General features: G+C 63.0%; 19 protein-coding genes. 2 read left to right on the top strand and 17 right to left on the bottom strand.

What is annotated here, in order from left to right:
- Nucleotides 1-65: 65 nt before the first annotated feature.
- Genes ldcA through queE form a run of 4 tightly spaced genes read right to left on the bottom strand, consistent with a single transcriptional unit; the run spans nucleotide 66 to nucleotide 2,728 of the window.
- A complete protein-coding gene (gene ldcA, locus ACO550_RS21015) occupies nucleotides 66-995 on the bottom strand; it encodes a muramoyltetrapeptide carboxypeptidase (RefSeq protein WP_315593886.1) in 930 nt (309 codons plus the stop codon).
- 35 nt (nucleotides 996-1,030) lie between these two features.
- Nucleotides 1,031-1,606 carry a tRNA adenosine(34) deaminase TadA gene (gene tadA / locus ACO550_RS21010; RefSeq protein WP_315593885.1) on the bottom strand — a complete coding sequence of 192 codons (576 nt, stop codon included), beginning with the start codon at nucleotides 1,604-1,606 and terminating at the stop codon, nucleotides 1,031-1,033.
- Nucleotides 1,607-1,612: 6 nt separating this feature from the next.
- Complete coding sequence (locus ACO550_RS21005; protein WP_315593884.1) at nucleotides 1,613-2,089, bottom strand: 6-carboxytetrahydropterin synthase; 477 nt, start codon at nucleotides 2,087-2,089, stop codon at nucleotides 1,613-1,615.
- A gap of 3 nt (nucleotides 2,090-2,092) precedes the next feature.
- The gene (gene queE / locus ACO550_RS21000; protein ID WP_315593883.1) at nucleotides 2,093-2,728 is read right to left on the bottom strand and encodes a 7-carboxy-7-deazaguanine synthase; all 636 of its coding nucleotides are present in this window, start codon (nucleotides 2,726-2,728) and stop codon (nucleotides 2,093-2,095) included.
- 249 nt (nucleotides 2,729-2,977) lie between these two features.
- Here queE and ACO550_RS20995 point away from each other — a divergent pair, with 249 nt between their 5' ends.
- Nucleotides 2,978-4,186, top strand: coding sequence for an MFS transporter (locus ACO550_RS20995; RefSeq protein WP_315593882.1), 1,209 nt, complete (start codon nucleotides 2,978-2,980; stop codon nucleotides 4,184-4,186).
- 71 nt (nucleotides 4,187-4,257) lie between these two features.
- Here ACO550_RS20995 and ACO550_RS20990 read toward each other — a convergent pair whose 3' ends face one another.
- Nucleotides 4,258-4,767 (bottom strand): DUF1993 domain-containing protein, encoded by a 510-nt coding sequence (locus tag ACO550_RS20990; RefSeq protein ID WP_315593881.1) that lies wholly within the window; start codon nucleotides 4,765-4,767, stop codon nucleotides 4,258-4,260.
- Between the two features lie 203 nt (nucleotides 4,768-4,970).
- Here ACO550_RS20990 and ACO550_RS20985 point away from each other — a divergent pair, with 203 nt between their 5' ends.
- On the top strand, nucleotides 4,971-5,495 hold the full coding sequence (locus tag ACO550_RS20985) for a ProQ/FINO family protein (RefSeq protein WP_315593969.1): 525 nt from the start codon (nucleotides 4,971-4,973) through the stop codon (nucleotides 5,493-5,495).
- A gap of 45 nt (nucleotides 5,496-5,540) precedes the next feature.
- Here ACO550_RS20985 and ACO550_RS20980 read toward each other — a convergent pair whose 3' ends face one another.
- From ACO550_RS20980 to ACO550_RS20925, 12 genes are all read right to left on the bottom strand, one after another.
- Nucleotides 5,541-6,284, bottom strand: a complete 744-nt coding sequence (locus ACO550_RS20980; RefSeq protein ID WP_315593880.1) for a TSUP family transporter — start codon at nucleotides 6,282-6,284, stop codon at nucleotides 5,541-5,543.
- A gap of 41 nt (nucleotides 6,285-6,325) precedes the next feature.
- On the bottom strand, nucleotides 6,326-7,333 hold the full coding sequence (locus ACO550_RS20975; protein ID WP_315593879.1) for a tripartite tricarboxylate transporter substrate-binding protein: 1,008 nt from the start codon (nucleotides 7,331-7,333) through the stop codon (nucleotides 6,326-6,328).
- A 19-nt stretch (nucleotides 7,334-7,352) separates the two neighbouring features.
- Nucleotides 7,353-8,447 (bottom strand): tripartite tricarboxylate transporter substrate-binding protein, encoded by a 1,095-nt coding sequence (locus tag ACO550_RS20970; RefSeq protein WP_315593878.1) that lies wholly within the window; start codon nucleotides 8,445-8,447, stop codon nucleotides 7,353-7,355.
- A 259-nt stretch (nucleotides 8,448-8,706) separates the two neighbouring features.
- Nucleotides 8,707-9,609, bottom strand: a complete 903-nt coding sequence (locus ACO550_RS20965) for a LysR substrate-binding domain-containing protein (RefSeq protein ID WP_315593877.1) — start codon at nucleotides 9,607-9,609, stop codon at nucleotides 8,707-8,709.
- Nucleotides 9,610-9,687: 78 nt separating this feature from the next.
- The gene (locus tag ACO550_RS20960; protein ID WP_315593876.1) at nucleotides 9,688-10,521 is read right to left on the bottom strand and encodes an amidohydrolase family protein; all 834 of its coding nucleotides are present in this window, start codon (nucleotides 10,519-10,521) and stop codon (nucleotides 9,688-9,690) included.
- Between the two features lie 21 nt (nucleotides 10,522-10,542).
- A complete protein-coding gene (locus ACO550_RS20955; protein ID WP_315593875.1) occupies nucleotides 10,543-11,226 on the bottom strand; it encodes a fumarate hydratase C-terminal domain-containing protein in 684 nt (227 codons plus the stop codon).
- Nucleotides 11,220-12,155: a fumarate hydratase gene (locus ACO550_RS20950; RefSeq protein WP_315593874.1), complete on the bottom strand. Its 936-nt coding sequence runs from the start codon at nucleotides 12,153-12,155 to the stop codon at nucleotides 11,220-11,222. The genes ACO550_RS20955 and ACO550_RS20950 overlap by 7 nt, the downstream gene beginning before the upstream one ends.
- A gap of 12 nt (nucleotides 12,156-12,167) precedes the next feature.
- Complete coding sequence (locus ACO550_RS20945) at nucleotides 12,168-13,916, bottom strand: L-aspartate oxidase (RefSeq protein WP_315593873.1); 1,749 nt, start codon at nucleotides 13,914-13,916, stop codon at nucleotides 12,168-12,170.
- Between the two features lies 1 nt (nucleotide 13,917).
- A complete protein-coding gene (locus ACO550_RS20940) occupies nucleotides 13,918-14,265 on the bottom strand; it encodes a succinate dehydrogenase/fumarate reductase transmembrane subunit (protein WP_315593872.1) in 348 nt (115 codons plus the stop codon).
- A complete protein-coding gene (locus tag ACO550_RS20935) occupies nucleotides 14,262-14,597 on the bottom strand; it encodes a succinate dehydrogenase (protein ID WP_315593871.1) in 336 nt (111 codons plus the stop codon). Before ACO550_RS20935 ends, ACO550_RS20940 begins: the two co-directional genes overlap by 4 nt.
- A gap of 2 nt (nucleotides 14,598-14,599) precedes the next feature.
- Nucleotides 14,600-15,361, bottom strand: a complete 762-nt coding sequence (locus tag ACO550_RS20930) for a succinate dehydrogenase/fumarate reductase iron-sulfur subunit (protein WP_315593870.1) — start codon at nucleotides 15,359-15,361, stop codon at nucleotides 14,600-14,602.
- Between the two features lie 18 nt (nucleotides 15,362-15,379).
- On the bottom strand, nucleotides 15,380-17,011 hold the full coding sequence (locus ACO550_RS20925; protein ID WP_315593869.1) for a thiamine pyrophosphate-binding protein: 1,632 nt from the start codon (nucleotides 17,009-17,011) through the stop codon (nucleotides 15,380-15,382).
- Nucleotides 17,012-17,129: the final 118 nt, after the last annotated feature.

Genomic DNA, 17,129 nt, shown 5'->3' with positions numbered 1-17,129 from the left:
ATTTTACCACTGGCGGGCGTATCCCGTAAGCCGTCCCACCCGGGGCGGGCTACAGTGCTTTGGCGCTACAGCGTCGGATATCCCGACAACGCCAGCGCAAACCCGTCGGCACCGGCCTCGAGGCGCGCCGTGCCGCCCACCGGCAACGTCAGCTTGCGCGGGCAATGGCCGAATGGCAGGCCCGTCAGCACCGGGATGCCGAGCCGGCCGCGCAGATAGTCGAACACGGCAGCCATGTCGTAGCCGTTGTCGTAGTCGGTGGTGCGGTAGTTCGAGAAATCACCGAGCACGAGCGCCTGCTGCGTGGCCAGCACCCCGGCCTGCAGCAACTGCAGCAGCATCCGCTCCACGCGATACGGCGGCTCGTTGATGTCCTCCAGGAACAGGATGCCGCCATCCACCTTCGGCATATAGGGCGTACCCAGCAGGCTGCACAGCATGGCCAGGTTGCCGCCCCACAGCGTGCCCTGCGCTGTCGCCGACCGCCCTGCCGGCAAGGCCTGCGGGGCTGCCACCTCGATCCGGTATTCCGGCTGGCGCAGGATGGCCTCGAAGTGCTCCCACATGAACGGATCGACGTGCTCTTCGCCAAAATCGGCCAGCAACATCGGGCCGGCAAAGCTCACGCCACCGGTGGCGGCAAGATAGGCCAGCTGGAATGCGGTGAAATCGCTATGGCCGACGATAGGCGTACCGCTTGCACGTGCCTGGGTGGCAATGCGCGTGAAATCGATCTTGTCGAGCAGGCGCGCCAGGCCATAGCCGCCACGCACCGCCAGTGTCAGTTCGCGCGCGGGTCCGGTACCAATCGCATGCAGGTCGGCCAGCCGTTCGGCATCGGTGCCGCCAAAGCGCATGTAGCGCCGCGCCAGTACATCGGGATTGTTGACGTGGTAGCCGTGATGCTTGAGCCAGGCACAGCCGCGCGCGGCAACGGCCACGTCATGCGGGTAACCGGAAGAGGCAATCAGGCGGACTTCGATGGACTGGCTCATGCTTCGTGTTCTTGATCGGAAGCATGAATTCTCACCTAATCGGCGCCCGATGGCGAGGGCGGAGCGGCCTGGCCGTCGCTTACCGCCTGCTGGGCTGCCTGCTGGGCCAGCTTCTGGGCGGCTTTCTGCGCGCGGCGGCGATCGCCAAAGAAATCGCGCAGCAACTGGCCGCATTCGTCGGCCATGACCCCGCGCGTCAGCGTGGTCTGGTGATTGAGCGTGGCCTGCGCGAACAGGTCCACGACACTGCCTGCCGCACCGGTCTTGGGATCGGTGGCACCGAATACCACGTGCTTGAGGCGCGCATGCAGGATGGCGCCGCTGCACATCGCGCACGGCTCCAGCGTCACGTACAGCTCGCATTCAGGCATGCGATAGTTGCCCAGCACCTTGGCCGCGGCGCGCAATGCCTGCATTTCCGCATGCGCGGACGGATCGATCGAGCGGATCGGCAGGTTATGGCCGCGCGCAATGATCTCGCCGTTCCAGACCACCACGGCACCCACCGGCACCTCGCCGGCCGCTTGCGCCAGCCGCGCTTCGTCGAGCGCGATCGCCATGTAGTAGCGGTCGCGCGCGGCTTCGTCCTCGAATGCGGGCGCAGCGGACATCGTGATTCAGTCCTGCGCCGGCAACGATAGCGGCGCGCTGACTTCGGCCCAGCAGTTCGGCGTTTCGAACAGCACCAGCTTCGTCAGTTGCAGATGGTGGCCAAAGCAGTCCTTGAAGACCGGCGCCAGGATGTCGAACGCCACCTGCGCCAGATTCTCAACGGTGGGAATGCTGTCAATGACCACGGTCTTGTGGTTGTCCATCGACTGCAGGAAATTCAGCAATGCGGTGTCGCCACGATAGATCAGGAACGAATGGTCCCACTTCGACACCAGGTGCTCGTTGGCGAGCGTCTTGATATCGCCGAAGTCCAGGATCATGCCGTCGTCGGACGCGCCTTCCTGGCGCAGCACCTCACCCGACAGCGTCAGGTCCAGGCGATAGCGATGGCCATGGATGTTGCGGCACTGGCCGCCATGGCTCGGGATGCGGTGGCCGGCATCGAATTCGAGGCGGCGAGTAATCGAAACTTGTTTGCTCATGTGTCAGCGAATGCCCAGCAGCTTATGGGTCTGCAGCGACAGGCGCCAGCGCGGATGGCGCTGGCAGAAATCAACCGCTGCAGCCGTATTTTGCCGGGCCAGCGGACCGTCCATGGCCTGCACCATGAAATAACGGAAATCCAGTTGCTCGTATGCCGCGAAATCCTGGCCGTCCTGGGGCATCACGACCTTGAGTTCGTCGCCCTTCTTCACCACCAGTTCCGCACCCATCTTGGGGCTGACGCAAACCCAGTCGATCCCGTCGGGCACGGCAAGCGTGCCATTGGTCTCGATCGCGATCTCGAAGCCGCGCGCGTGCAGGGCCTCGATCAGTGGCGCATCCAGCTGCAGCAGCGGCTCGCCACCGGTACACACCACCAGCGGGCGGCCGCCGGCGCCTTGCGGCCATTCGGAAGCCACCACGTCCGCCAGCTCCGCCGCGGTCCGGTACTTGCCGCCACGGGTGCCGGCGGTACCCACGAAATCGGTATCGCAAAACTGGCAGACAGCCTTGGCGCGATCTTCCTCGCGGCCGGTCCACAGGTTGCAACCCGAGAAACGGCAGAACACCGCCGCGCGACCGGCGTTGGCGCCCTCGCCCTGCAGCGTATAGAAGATTTCCTTGACGGCGTATGTCATGGGTTTTGTGTCGATAATGTGGGGGCTTGCTCAAAAAATAGGCAAAAGCCGAGGCGTGAGCAACCGGCGATTGTATCAAAAACCTAGGGTTTCCGCTAAGGCAGGTTCTTGAAACGCAATCGCCAGCCGGTCGCGCGTCGAAGCACCGGTATTATTGATTTTTTCTCAAATGTTTTCTGTCGACCACGGGGTTTTTTGGCAAGAAAGACCCGGGCACACTGCGCTCCACCCTGTAATCCGGAGCCTTCCATGCCCATTGCCCTGCTTGCGCTGACCATCAGCGCGTTTGCCATCGGGACCACCGAGTTCGTGATCGTCGGCCTGATTCCCACCATTGCCACCGACCTGCATATCAGTGTGCCATCGGCGGGCCTGCTGGTCAGCCTCTATGCGCTAGGCGTGGCCATTGGCGCGCCCGTGCTGACCGCGCTGACCGGCCGCTTGCCGCGCAAGGCCTTGCTGTTGTCGCTGATGGCGCTATTCACGGCCGGCAACCTGCTGGCCTGGCGGGCACCGGGCTATGAGTCGCTGATTGTTGCCCGCATCCTGACCGGTCTGGCGCACGGCGTGTTCTTCTCGATCGGCTCGACGATTGCCACCGGGCTTGTGCCCCGCGAAAAGGCCGCCAGTGCCATCGCGATCATGTTTACCGGCCTGACCGTGGCACTGGTTACCGGCGTGCCGCTGGGCACCTTTATCGGCCAGCATTTTGGCTGGCGCGAAACCTTCCTGGCGGTCTCCGCGCTGGGCGTGGTCGCGTTCCTCGGCAGCCTGCTGTTCGTGCCGTCGTCGATCCGCCATACGCCGCCGGCCTCCCTGCTGCAACAGGCGCGCGTGCTGGCCGAACCGCGCCTGCTGCTGGTCTATGCCAAGACGGCCATCGGTTATGGCGGCTCGTTCATTCCGTTCACGTTCCTCGCGCCAATCCTCCAGGACGTGTCCGGCTTCAGTGCCGGCGCCGTGGGCCTGGTGATGCTGGTCTATGGTGTGTCCGTGGCCATCGGCAATATCTGGGGCGGCCGGCTGGCCGACCGGCACGGCCCGATTGCCGCGCTGCGCGTCGTGTTCCTGCTGCTGGCCGCCGTGCTGTTCGTGCTGACGTTTACCGCACCGCACCGCTGGCTGGTCGTGGCAACCGTATTGGCCTGGGGCGCGGTGGCGTTCGGCAATGTGCCGGGCCTACAGGTCTATGTGGTCAAGCAGGCCGAGCGTCACACACCGCAAGCCGTGGACGTGGCATCGGGCCTGAACATCGCCGCGTTCAACCTCGGCATTGCCGGCGCCGCGTGGGCCGGTGGCCTGATCGTGCAACACCTGGGGCTGATGCATACGCCGTGGATTGGCGCGCTGGTGGTACTGGTGGCGCTGGGGCTGACTGAGCTCAGCGGGCGGCTGGATCGTGCGGAGAATAGTGACGGGAGTGGGCCGGCGACTCAGGATGCGATGAAGGCAATTTGACCGTCTTTGCCCTCTCCCCCGGCCCCTCTCCCGCCGTGCGGGAGAGGGGAGCAACAAACACACAACACAGATCAGCGGGGTGCGCCGAGGTAGTCCATCTTGCCGATTTGTACGCCCTTGTGGCGCAGGATGTCGTAGGCCGTGGTCACGTGGAAATAGAAGTTCGGCAACACAAAGCCCAGCAGATAGCTCTTGCCGTCGAACGTCACCGGGCCGCCACGCAGCTTCAACTCGATCACGCGGGTCTCGCTGCCATCGAGTTGCTCGGGGCGAATGGTTTTCAGGAAGCCCACCGTTTTTGCAATGCGCTCCTGCAGCTCGGGGAAGGTCGTTTCATTGTCTGGATATGATGGGATCTCGATCCCCGCGAGGCGTGCCGCACAACCCTTGGCCGAATCGCTGGCGCGCTGCACCTGCGACGACAGTGGATCCATGTCGGCGACCAGGCGCGTCTGGATCAATTCCAGGGCGTCCATCCCCTGGGCCTGCGCATGCGCCGCGCCTTTGTCGAGAATTGCGGAAAGATTGGTCAGGGCCCGGATAAAAGCCGGGACCGATACGTCGTACATCGAGAGGGCCATGGGGGCTCCTTGGACGAGTCGTGGGTGTCTGGGATACGCGCTCCCGGCGTCGGTATGGTCCGCCTGCCGGTGCCGCAGGCGTGAGGATAGACCGGAACCCGATTGGCCGCTTGCCGTGATGCCGATCACCTCCGGCCGCAACTCCGGAAGCCGGACATCCGGCGCCGCCGTATAATCTGCGGCTCATGACTAGGCTGGACAAAATGGGCTTTGAACAACTGGCAGCATTGAAAGCAAAAATGGCCGAGCAGGCAAAGAGCGCATCGCAGGCAAAAAAGCCTCGCCCGCGCCCGGCGCCTGCCGCCAAACGGGCGGCTCCGGCAACTCCCGCCACGCCGTCGACGCCCGTCGACCCCGTGGTACGGAACATTGGCAAGCTCCAGAAGCGGTTCCCCCAGGCTTTCCCCAAGAATCCCGCACCCAAGCTGCCGCTCAAGATCGGCATCTTCGAGGATCTGCTTGCGCACGCCAAGGACCTCGCGCTGACCGAAGACGAACTTCGCAGCGCCATCCGGACCTGGTGCCGGGGTGCCCGCTACTGGGCTTGCCTGACGATCGGCAACAAGCGCGTCGACCTGGCCGGACAAGAAGCAGGATTGGTCACCGAAGCCGATGCGCGGCGAGCCCATCAACTGCGTGCCGCCAGGCCGAAGGCAAAGCCGGCTGCTCCGAAGGACGCGCCAGCCCCCGCCCCCGACGGCCAGACAGCGGACAATCCCGAAAAATAACCGACGATTGACCTGGATTTGCCGCAAATGAGCGACAAACACTTCTCAGTGCATCAATAGCCCGCGGCAGAGCACCGAAACGCCACTGGCGCAGAGAAAGATCAGCAGCGCCCGCCGCACGGCGTCCGCCGATATTTTCCTGCGCAAGCGCGATCCGATTGCAAGGCCGACGAGACTGAATGGCATCGCAAACGCGGCGCTGCGCAGCAAGTCACCCTGTTGCAGCAACCCGCTGCCCGCAAATGCGGCCAGGCGCACCAGTGCACTGAACAGGATGACGGCGGCAATCGTGGAGCGGAATGCGTCCATCTGCGGAAGACGGCGGGACAGGTACATCGTGTAGACCGGCCCGCCGGTGCCAAACAGCGCGCTGAATACGCCACCAACCACCCCGGCGGGCACCGACCATCCTCTTGCCACTTCCTCGGTCCGTGCCGAGGATTTCAGCAGGGCCCGCCCCGTCATCATCAGTACAAACAGACCAAGAGCAATCAGCAACCAACGCGACTCGACCTTCGCGAGCACCGTCGTACCGAGCGCCACGCCCACCATCATGAACGGAAGCAGGCGCAGCAGTTCCGGACGCGAGACGGAGTTCCAGTTGCGCATGCCAACCAGCGCCGTCGTCACGAGATCGAGCAGCAGGAGCATTGGAACCACAAATTGCAGGGGGATGAACTGCACCAGGATTGGCACGGCCACCATGGCCGCGCCGAAGCCCGTCAGTCCGAATACCGTGTAGGCCCCTGCGACAGTTGCCCCCAGCACTGCGTAATGTTCCGTTCCCATGGATCGTCGATCGTCGGCTCGTTTATTGGAATCGTTCAGGCCTACTGCATCTTGATGCCCGCGCTTCTGGCGAGCGCCTGATACGCGTGGTAGTTCTCAAGCACGTATTTTGCCGTCTCTTCAGGTGTCAGGACCCGGGGAATGCCGCCGTAGGTCGCATTCGCCGAGATCCAGCGGGCGTCGGTCGATGCCGACTTGAGGACGCCAGCCCATTTCCTGACGATCTCCACCGGCATGTTGGGCGGGCCATACAGCGCGCTCCAGCCAATCACCGCTTCCAGCTTCGGAAAGCCCGCTTCCCTTGCAGTTGGCACATCCGGGAACTGCTTCAGTCGTTCCGGCGTGGTCGTCACCAGGGCACGCAACTTGCCGCCAGCCACCTGCCCAGCCATCGAACTGAGGTTATTGCAACTGAAATCCACCTCTTTGGAGATCACGGCGAGCGCGGCCTCATTACCGCCCTTGTAGTTCACGTTCACCGCGCCATTCGACTTCAGGTCCAGGCTCTGCAACAGCAGTTGCGGCGCGAGGTTCTGTACCGTGGCCGGTCCCGACGCGCTGTAGTTAAGCTTGCCGGGATGCGCCTGGAGTTCCGCCGCCAGATCGGCCAGCGTCTTGAACCTGGAATCCGGATGCACGACACACACTACCGGATTGAGCTCAAGCAAGCCAATAAACGTGAAGTCATTCCACTTGTAGGCCAGTCCGGATTCCTGGATCGCGGGCAGCAGCACTTGCGAGCCGACCCGCGCCAGCAGCAGCGTGTATCCATCCGGACTGGCATCCTTTGCCACCTGGGACCCGATTGCGCCGTTCGCGCCGGGCCGGTTCATGACCACGACTGGCTGGCCCAACAGGGTCGAGGCCGTCACGGAAAGGTTACGGGCAGACTGATCCGCGTCCCCTCCCGCCGCGAACGGAACAACAATGGTGACCGGGCGATTGGGATACGCCTGCGCCGCGGCAGGCCGGGCACCAGCCGTGACTGCGCCGATCGCGACCGTACCAATGCCCAACGCCTTGATGCATCCGCCGAGAAGCGTTTTCATATCGACTGTCTCCTCACGGCTAGTTGGCGGAAATCTTCCGCTTGCCAACCAGTACCTTCCAGCGGCCCGATTCCTGGACGATTTCCTCGGGAAGGCGGCCCTTTGGCGTGAGGGTCTTGGTCATGCCTTGCGCGGCAAGGTATCGCTGCATGCTCGGTTCGGCGGCAGCCTTCTCGAGATCGGCATACATCTTCGCGGTGAGTTCCTTGGGCGTGCCTGCCGGAGCCATCAGCGCGAACCACCCATAGAATGTGAAGCCCGGCAAGCCAGCCTCGTCGGTGGTCGGCACATCGGGCAGCAGCGGGGATCGCTCCTTGCCGGTTACCGCCAACGCACGCAGGCGGCCACCCTTGAGAAGCGGCGAGATGGCATTGATGTTGCCCACGGTCATGTCCACGGTTCCCGCCATCAGGTCCGAATAGGCCGGTCCTTCGCCCTTGTATGGCACGTGTACCACGTTGATGCCGGCGGCTTCGGCAAAGGCTTCGTTGGCGATATGCACCTGACTGCCGTTACCCGCCGACGCAAACGTCAGCTTGCCCGGATTGGCCTTGGCATAGCTGATGAACTCGGCCATGGTCTTGGCCGGAATTTTCGAGTTAACCGTCAGCACCATCGGCCCGCTGGCGATCTTGCTGATCATTTCGAAGCTTTCCGCTGAGTACGGCAGCTTCTGGTAGATAAACGGATTGACCGTAAACATGCTTCCCGATGCAAGCAGGAGCGTGTAGCCGTCGGGCGCCGATTTGGCAACCGCTTCGGCTCCTACCGCGCCGCCGGCACCTGGCCGGTTGTCCACCACGACGGGCTGCTTCCATTGCTTGCCAAGTTCGACGCCGACCGCGCGCGCCAGAAGATCGGTGGCGCCGCCCGATGCAAACGGCACGACCAGGCGGATCGGTTTGTTCGGCCACTCCTCCGCGTGGGCAGGCACCATGGCCAGCGGCGCAATGGCAAACGCAAACATGGCCACTGCGGTCGATGTCCTGTACCGCGGTGCATCCGCATCGCGGCACAGCTCCTTGACGATGGGGTCCTGGCGCAGGCGGCGCAACCATCGCCGCCCTCGCGCAAGCCAGTTGCCGATGGCCTTTCCTGTGTCTTGTGAGTGCATCGTTGTCTCCTTTATGGTGTCGTCACTATCCGGACGACTATCGTTTGCGCTGCTTCGTACGCTGCTTCGTACGCTGCTTCGAGTGTTGCTTCTTGCGTTCTTACCGATTTGAGTGCTTGTGTTTTTTCAAGGCAAAACCATCCCACTCCCATCGACTCATCAATTCAATGGGATTGGCTATTCAATCGAATGTTGTTTCCGTACTGCTGCTGCTATCCCGTTCGATACGGGTTCGGAAACTCCGGAATTGTCGCCATGGCTAGCCCTTCTGCGCCAGTTTCGGACGGCTGTCGTCCGGCGTGGTCACATAGGTCAGCGCATCGAACAACAACCGCGACAGATGCGCGCGAGGGTTATCGCGCGGCACCAGGATGCCAAGCCGGCGCATCAACGGCGGCGAGCCAAACGGGATGGTACGGATCGTTGCCGGGAACTCGTTCTCGACACCGCGGGCCGGCACCACGGATGAACCCAGGCCGTTGGCCACCATGGCAATCACGCCTTCGAGCGTGTCGATCTCCATGGTCGACCGGACCGCAATCTGGCGCCGCACCATCTCCTCCTGCACCAGCAGGCCAACGCGAGCGGTGCGGTTGAAGCGCACGTAAGGCGTAGTCTCCAGTACGCCCTTGTCCGAGTCCCCGCGCGTCGTGACAGGTGTGATCACCACGAACTCTTCGTTGAAGAAGGGCATGAACTGAAGGTCCAGGCGCGGAACCTCCGGCTCGGTAACAACCGCCACGTCCAGTTGCCGCCGGTATACGGCCCGCTCCAGGTCATGGGTAAGACCGGTAGTCAGGTGGATGTCGATGCGGTGCCCCTGCTGGTGCAGCCGCTTCAATGCCAGCGGCAATACCCCGGAGACGCAGGTATGCACGGAGCCGAGCTTCAGCACGCCGCCGGCCGCTTCGCGCTTGAGCGCCGCGCTCATGCTCTCCCAATGCGTCAGCAGGTCACGCGCACGATTCGTGAACGCAAGCCCCGCGTCGGTCAACACCGGCGGCCGGCGACTTCGGTCGAAGATCGTGATGCCCAGTTCTTCTTCGAGCGCGCGCATCTGCATGCTGACTGCCGAAACCGTCAGCCCGATGACGTTGCCTGCCTCGGCGAAGCTGCCTCTATCGGCAATGGCTACCAGTGTGTAAAGCGTCTTGACGTCCATGTCTGACAAATTGATGTGTGATTCAACCCGCTAGCGCGCTGCGTCGACATTTTGCCGCATGGACGTTGCGCACACAGACTAGAGCCCCAACAAACGGCGGGCATTGCCGCCCATGACCTTCTCCATGTTCTCGGGACGGATTGGCAAGGTCTCGAACCATCGCTTGTAGTCGCGTACCGGGCAAAACGGGAAAGAGCTTGCGTACAGCATCCGGTCCGCCAGGAACGTATCAGCGGCCTTTACGTATTCCTCCCAGCCCGGCATCCGCGAGAAATACATGTCGGGCGACAGGTACATGTTCGGCCTGCGGAACGCGATATGCAGGATCTCCGTCACCCACGGCCAGCCACCGTGCACGACCACCACCTTGAGCCGGGGGAAGTCCGTCAGGACGCGGTCGGTCTTCACCGGGTCGGAATAGCTCAGGTCCGGACCGGCGGTACCACCCACCATCATGATTACGGGCACCTCCAGATCTTCACAATGTGCATAGATCGGATACAGGCGCCGATCGTCGGCATACATCGGGATCGGATAGGAACCCGGTTCGATATTGATGGCCTTGAACCCGTTGGCAACCGCATCGGAGATCGTCTTGCACGCGGCCACCCGGTTCGTCGGATCAATTGACGCGGCACCAATAAAGCGTTGCGGGTCATCACGCACGATACGCGCGACATCCTCATTCGAAACACTGCCCAAGGTTCCGGCCAGGCGCCCGACCACGACCCCCTTGTCGACACCGGCCTCGTCCATTTCCTTGAGCAGCAGATCCATGGACTGCTGTTGGGCGGCAGGCGACGGCTCGAAGCCAACCGTGCGCGTGAAGCCGTCACGACGCTCCCCGGCCGAGTACATCAACGTATCGAGGAAGCCACCGACCGGCGGACGGAGTCTGAAATCAATGATCATGTCGTATTCCTGGGAATGTGCTTACATCACCTCGTTCTTGCGGTCATCGGTCTCGCCGTACCGGTGCAACGCCGGCGGTTTCAGGCCAGCGTAGAGCTTCTCGATCCCGGCATTGATGACCTCGGCGTGCTGCGCGAACAGCGAATTGCCCTCCAGGTCGCTCTCGACAATGAACGGGCCGAAGTTCTCCACCTCGAACATCCACATCGCCTGTGCAATGCCGAGTTCGTCCAGCCAGAACACGTCCTTCACCTGCTTGATGCCCCGACCGAGCAACGCGCCGGTTCCATAGCCAACCGTCGTCAGGTAGATGGCCCCACCCGGTGCCAGCACGCGCTTGTAGTCGTCGGCAGGCATGCCACCCTTGCCGATAAAGATGCGGCACGCGGTTTTCTCCATCCACTTCGGTATCCACTTGGAGAAGCGGAAACTCGCCGTGGCGGTCACCGCGCCCACGTTGTAGCTGCCATCCGGATTGGGAGCCGCGGCAGGCGAGCAATGGAAATTGACATTGCTGAGCCCACGCAGCTCAACCGGTGGCTCCAGGCCCTCGTCGAGCACCTTCTTGTAAACGCCTTCCCGAGCCGTATAGATCATCCCCGTCAGGTAGACGGCGGCTCCGAGCTCGAGCTTCGCGATGTCTTCCGTCGTGGCGGGCAGGTTGATATGGAAGACTTTCAGTTCATCATCTTGCGGGCTTACCATTCGACCGTCTCCCTGCGCAGATAAGGGGTGAACCACTGTGGGTCCGTGCGATATTCGATATTGCCGTCGGGATGGATGCGCGCGGTCGCGCGGCGCGACGACAGGCAGAACGTATGGATGCTGATCGGCATGCCGCCCGTGTGCGTGTGGCCCACTTCGATATGGCAGTCGACCACCATCGACGAACCCACGAAGCCCATCGCACCCATGCCAATCGAGTTGCCAAGCTTCATCAGTTCCAGTTCGAGCTCGGCGATCTTCGGGTCGGGATTGCGGTCACCCACCACGCGCAGACATGCCGCCTGCTTGCCGAGCTGCATGCACGTATCCTTGGATCCGCCCAGCCCAATGCCGACGATCGCCGGCTGGCAGGCCAGGCCGCGCTTGCCGAATGCGATCAGGGTATCGAGCACGAAGCGCTTGATACCGTCGATGCCGTCACCGGGGAACAGCATCCGGTAATCGGTCCCGAACAGCCCACCCTTGTGCACGGTGGTGATGTCTACCCAGTCGGCATCGGGCTCGAACGACCATTCGATCTCGGGCGCATTGATGCCCACGTTGTTGTTGTTATCGGTACGCCAGAGTGGATGCACGCGATTGGGACGTAGCGGAACCGCCAGCGTGGCGTCGGCCGTGGCCTTGCGCAACGCGCGCTCCACCGCGACAAAGCCGCGTTGCACCGTGGCGTTATTGCCAACCTTGACGTAGTAGCGCGGCAGACCGGTGTCGGCGCACATTGGCCGGCGGTCCTGGTCGGCGGCTTCCCAGTTGTCCTGCATGGCGTGGATCACGAAGCGCGGCAGCTTGCCGGTCTCGGTCTTCTGCAACGCCTGGATGCCCTGCTTGTAGTCCTTCGGGATCTCGATCGCGGCGCGTTTCATGATCTCGAACGCGGCTTCCTCGACCCGGTCGATAGAGATGGTCATCGTAGCGGTCCTCTATGCTGCAACTTTGGGGGGTTGACCGGCCTCACCGGTAATCAGTGATGTGCCTGGCGTCACGATGTCGAACTTCACCGAAACCATCTCCAGGCGAATATCGTCGCCATCCGCGGTCACGCGGGTATAGCGACTGCTGTGCAGATCGCCGGCCTCGGGAAAGTCTTCGCGGAAATGTGCGCCCCGGCTGTTCTCGCGGGCCAGCGCGGATACCGTTATCACGCGGGACATGTCCACCAGGCTTTGCAGATTGAGCCAGTCGTGCCAGGTAACGTTGTAGCGCCGGTCTCCGTCCGGAACACCCATCGCCAGCAATGCATCACGATGTGTGGCAATGGAGTCCAGGCCGCGCCGCATCGCCTGTTCGGTGCGCAGGACGCCAACGTCATCCCACATCGTCTGGGCCAGCGCATCGCGCAGATCGTGAATCGCGCCCGGGGCTTTCGAAAACGGATACTCGGCTCGCTCGATGCCACTCTGGATGACCCGCTTGTCCGGCTCTTTCCAGTGCGGCACCTTCGGTACGTATGCGGCCATGGAATCGCCCGCAATACCACCGAACACCGTCGAGTTGGCAACGCCGTTGCCGCCCAGCCGATTGGCGCCATGCACGCCGCCGCAGTCTTCCCCGGCAGCAAACAGCCCCGGAGACGCGGTACTGCAATCCACATCGAACTCCAGGCCACCCATCAGGTAGTGCGCGGTCGGCACCACCTCTACACGTCCGCCGGCCAGGTCGAAGCCACAGTCCTTGCATCGATTGACCATTCCGGGGAAGGACTTGGCCACCTTCTCTGGGCCCAGATGACTCATCTGGATATAGACGCCGCCCATCGGTCCGGTCCGTCCCGCACGCATTTCCGCATAGATGCCGCGGCTGACCACATCGCGTGTGGCCCGCTCTCCGCGCGCGTCATAGTTGGTCATGAAGCGGTCGCCGTTGCCATTGATCAGCCAGCCACCAGCACCGCGCAGGCCTTCTTCGAGCACCGTGCCGGTCATGCGGGTATCAGGTCCGCCCAGCAGCCCGGTCGGGTGGAACTGCACCATCTCCATGTCGCGCAGGCTCAGGCCATAACGCATGGCCATCGCCAGTCCATCGCAGGTCTTGTCACCGGACGGCGTGTGGTAGCGGTACATCGTCGGTCCGGCACCGGTGGCCAGCAGCACTGCCTTGGCCTGTACGAAGCGATAGGTGCCGCGGCGCATGTCGATAAACAGCACGCCAGAGATACCGGAACCGTCCGCGGCCGGGATCAGTTCGATGGCCCGATGCTCCTCCAGCTCTTCCACGTCGAGCGCCCGCACCTGTTCCATCAGCCGGTTGATGATCTCGATGCCGGTCAGGTCGGCCTTGTGAACCGTGCGGTCAAAGCTCTGCCCGGCGAAGGCCTTCTGGTGCAGCGTGCCGTCGGGGTTGCGGTCGAAGAAGCAGCCGATCTCGTTCTCGAGTTCGCGCACCCGCTCGATCGCACCTTCAACCAGCCGCCATGCCAGATCCTGGCGCGGCAGCCACTTGCCGCCTTCGATCGTGTCCATGAAATGGCGCTCGACCGAATCGCCGGTGGACAGTGCCACGTTGTAGCCGCCCTGCACCATCCGTGTACAGCCGCACTTGCCTAGCAGGCCCTTGACCGCGACCGATACCTTGAGCGCGGGATTGGCCTTCTTCGCATGCAAGGCAGCAAACAGCCCTGCCCCACCGGTGCCAAGGATCAGGATGTCTGTCTTGTGGTTCTCGATTTGCATTTCAGATTACCCCCAGGGCAAAGATCACGCCGACGAACAGCGACAGCGCGCCGCCCCAACTGATCCACGAAAGGCGTGCGTCGCGGGTGGAACTCCATGGCAGGAGCTCCAGCGCCAGCAGTCGCAGGCCAAAGCACATGTGAATGGACAGCAGCAGCACCAGGCCCCATTCGCCGAACTTGACCGCGCCCATGTCGGCAAACTTCAGGAAGGCATCCATGCGCGCCTGCTGGTCCAGCGCGAGACCCAGCACATAGAAGTGCGCAGGCAGAAAGATGCCAAGTGCCAGCCCGGACAGACGGTGCCCAAGAAACGCCCAATAGGCACGGTGATTTCTTGGCGACTTCATGACAGCAAACCTCCTACCGCCGCCACGGCGCGCAGGCCCATCGACAGCAGCAACAGACCGAACGCGAAGCAGCAAGCGGTAGCAGCACCGCGGCTCAGCCTGCCCCACTCGATCAGGATATTGCGCAGGCCAATTGGCACATGGACCGCAACACTGACCACGAACAGCGAGTAGAACGGGATCCAGAGCAGGCTGCCCTGCGTGCGGGAAAGGATTTCAGCCGCGGTCAGACCCCCTCGCACCGCATACAGGATCACGCCCAGGTGCACCAGCACGAACGGCGCCATGACCATCGCGCTGAGACGCTGGAGTGCGAACAGACGCTGCTCCATGATCAGTCACCTCCCTTCAGGAATTGCAGCAGGGCGTTCTTCTTCAGGCCCGCAATGCTGCCGGTCGGGCTCAGGCTGACTGGGCAATGCGTCATGCAGTTACCCTGGGTGTGGCAGGAATTGCATCCGCTGCCGGAAGTCGCTTTTTTCAGGACGTCCTTCGGATCGGCATGGCGTTCGTCGTTGAAGAGCGTCCATGCGCGATTCAAGGCAGCCGGCCCCAGGTATTCCTTGTCCCAGGCCACCACGTCGCACGAGGCATAGCAAACGCCGCAATTGATACATTCGATGGCCGCATCGGCCTGCTTGCGCTTCTTGCTGGTCGGGGACACCGCTGCCGGTGGGTCGTGGCGCGTCGCGGTACCAACGAACGTGTTGCCGGCCTTCTTCCACTTGTCGAAGAACTCCGACATGTCGGCCACGAGGTCCTTGATGCGCGGCATATTGCGCAGCGGCTCGATCACGATCACGCCGTCTTCCTCGACCCGGCTCACGTGCGTGCGGCAGGTCCAGCGCGGCTTGCCGTTCACCGTCATCGCACACGATCCGCACACACCTACCCGGCATGCAAAGCGGTACGACAATGTGGAATCGATGCGGCGCTGCACTTCGGTCACCACATCGAGAACCGTCTGGTTCTCGCGCCATGGCACTTCATACGTGGCGAAATTGCCTTCCTCGGTGCCGCGGGCAATCCGTACCGTCAGCGTGCGTTGCGCGGCCGTGGTTGCCGTGGTCGCCTGTGTTGCTGTTGTTGCCTCCATCACTCTCCCCCGTTTCATTCAGTGCGCCGACGCGCCAGCCTGGTTGCGCGCGAAGACCGGCGCCGGATGTCCTTCCATCTGCACGTTGAGGCAAGCCGCCCGCTGGCTGTCGAGTGCGGCCTTGAGGGCTGGCGCCAGCTCGTCGAGTTGCTCGACCGACCTGCCAAACCCGCCCAACCCGGCCACTGCCGCGTCATAGCGCGCCGATGCGCTCAACGTGCATCCAATCAGGCGATCCTCGCCGTAGGTGCGCTGCTGAATCACGTGTTCGGCGTTCCAGCGCAGGTCGTTGCCAATGACGGCTATCACTGCTGCCTGCTCGCGCACTGCGGTATCGAACTCGGACAGATGGAAACCGGCGGTGCCATCGCCCATCAGCAGCACCACGGTGGACTCGGGCCGGGCGATCTTGGCGGCAATGGCGTAGCAGATGCCGCCGCCGATAGCCCCCGACATGCCATTGATGATCCGTGTTGGCGCGCTGCAGAACGCCTGCGCCCATTGGCCGAATTCACCGCCGTCGCAGACCAGCACGGGCGAAGGCACTTCGCGCAGAAAGGCGTCGACGGTTTCACACAGGGCCCGCGGATGAATGCCCGATGCCGACGCGGGCACCGGGGAACCTCGTTCGAGGCGGGCTGCCGTGACACGCTGGATCCAGTCGCCCCGTTCCACACCCGGCTTGCGAGCAACCGACTCCAGGGCAGCCAGCGCGGCCCCCACGTCTGCCACGCAGCGCGCGGCCAGCCGGTCGCCCAGCAGTCGCTCGGCGCGCCGCATCATGTCGACGTCGGGATCGATGACCACCACACGGGCCGTTTTGCCGAAGACGTTCTCGCGCCCGAACCCGGTGGTGAAATCAAGGCGTTTGCCCAGCAGCACGATCAGGTCTGATTCGGCGACCACCTCGGCAAGCGCACCAAGCGAGGGGTCGCGCAGGCCGCGCGGGCTCTCCATCGACACCATGGGAACGTTCAGCGACTGGCTGCGCGTACGCAGTTGAGCCCCGCCTGGCTCGCGACAGAATGAAGGTCCAGCCAGGATCAGTGGTCGACGCGCTTGTTCCAGCAGTTGTGCGATGGACTCGATGGCAGCGGTAGCTGGCGCCACGGGGGCCGCATCCGGGATCTGCGCCGGCAATGCATCGAGACCGGATTCACGCGTCATCAGATCGAACGGAAGCGCCAGGTGAACCGGGCCGCGACGGTCGGTCATTGCCGTGGAAATCGCCGTGTCGACCGTCGAGACCAGACTCCGTGCGTCGGTTACCCGCTTCGACCACTTGGTCAGGGGCGTGGTCATCGCGACCTGATCGAGTTCCTGGAATGCCCCCATTCCGTCCTCCGCCACCGGGGAGTCGCCAGAGAGCAGCAGCACCGGGCTTTCCGCCTGCAGTGCCGAGAACAGCGGCGCCATGCCGTTGGCGATGCCGGGCGCGGCCGTAAGCATCGCCACGCCGATTTGGCCGGTCACCTGCGACCATGCATCGGCCATGAACACCGCGGCGGCTTCGTGACGCACGTGCACGATGCGGATATTGGCATCGATGCACGCGTCGTAGAGCGGCATGATCTGATTGCCCGACAGGCTGAAGATCGTGGTAACACCGCGGCGCGCCAGCGCTCGAATGACGAGTTCGGAACCGAGCATTTTGTCTCCATACCCGACCGTTTTTCGGTCGTGGTCTTCTGTGGTTGTGTTGAAACGAGTTTAAGTAATCGATATTTCTGAATCAATGATTTATATCTTGATATTTTTTGAACTTAAG

The sequence above is a fragment of the Cupriavidus sp. genome (genome assembly GCF_057315035.1).
Note: the sequence above shows the minus strand (reverse complement) of the source record. Positions and strands in the feature narration are given on the sequence as shown.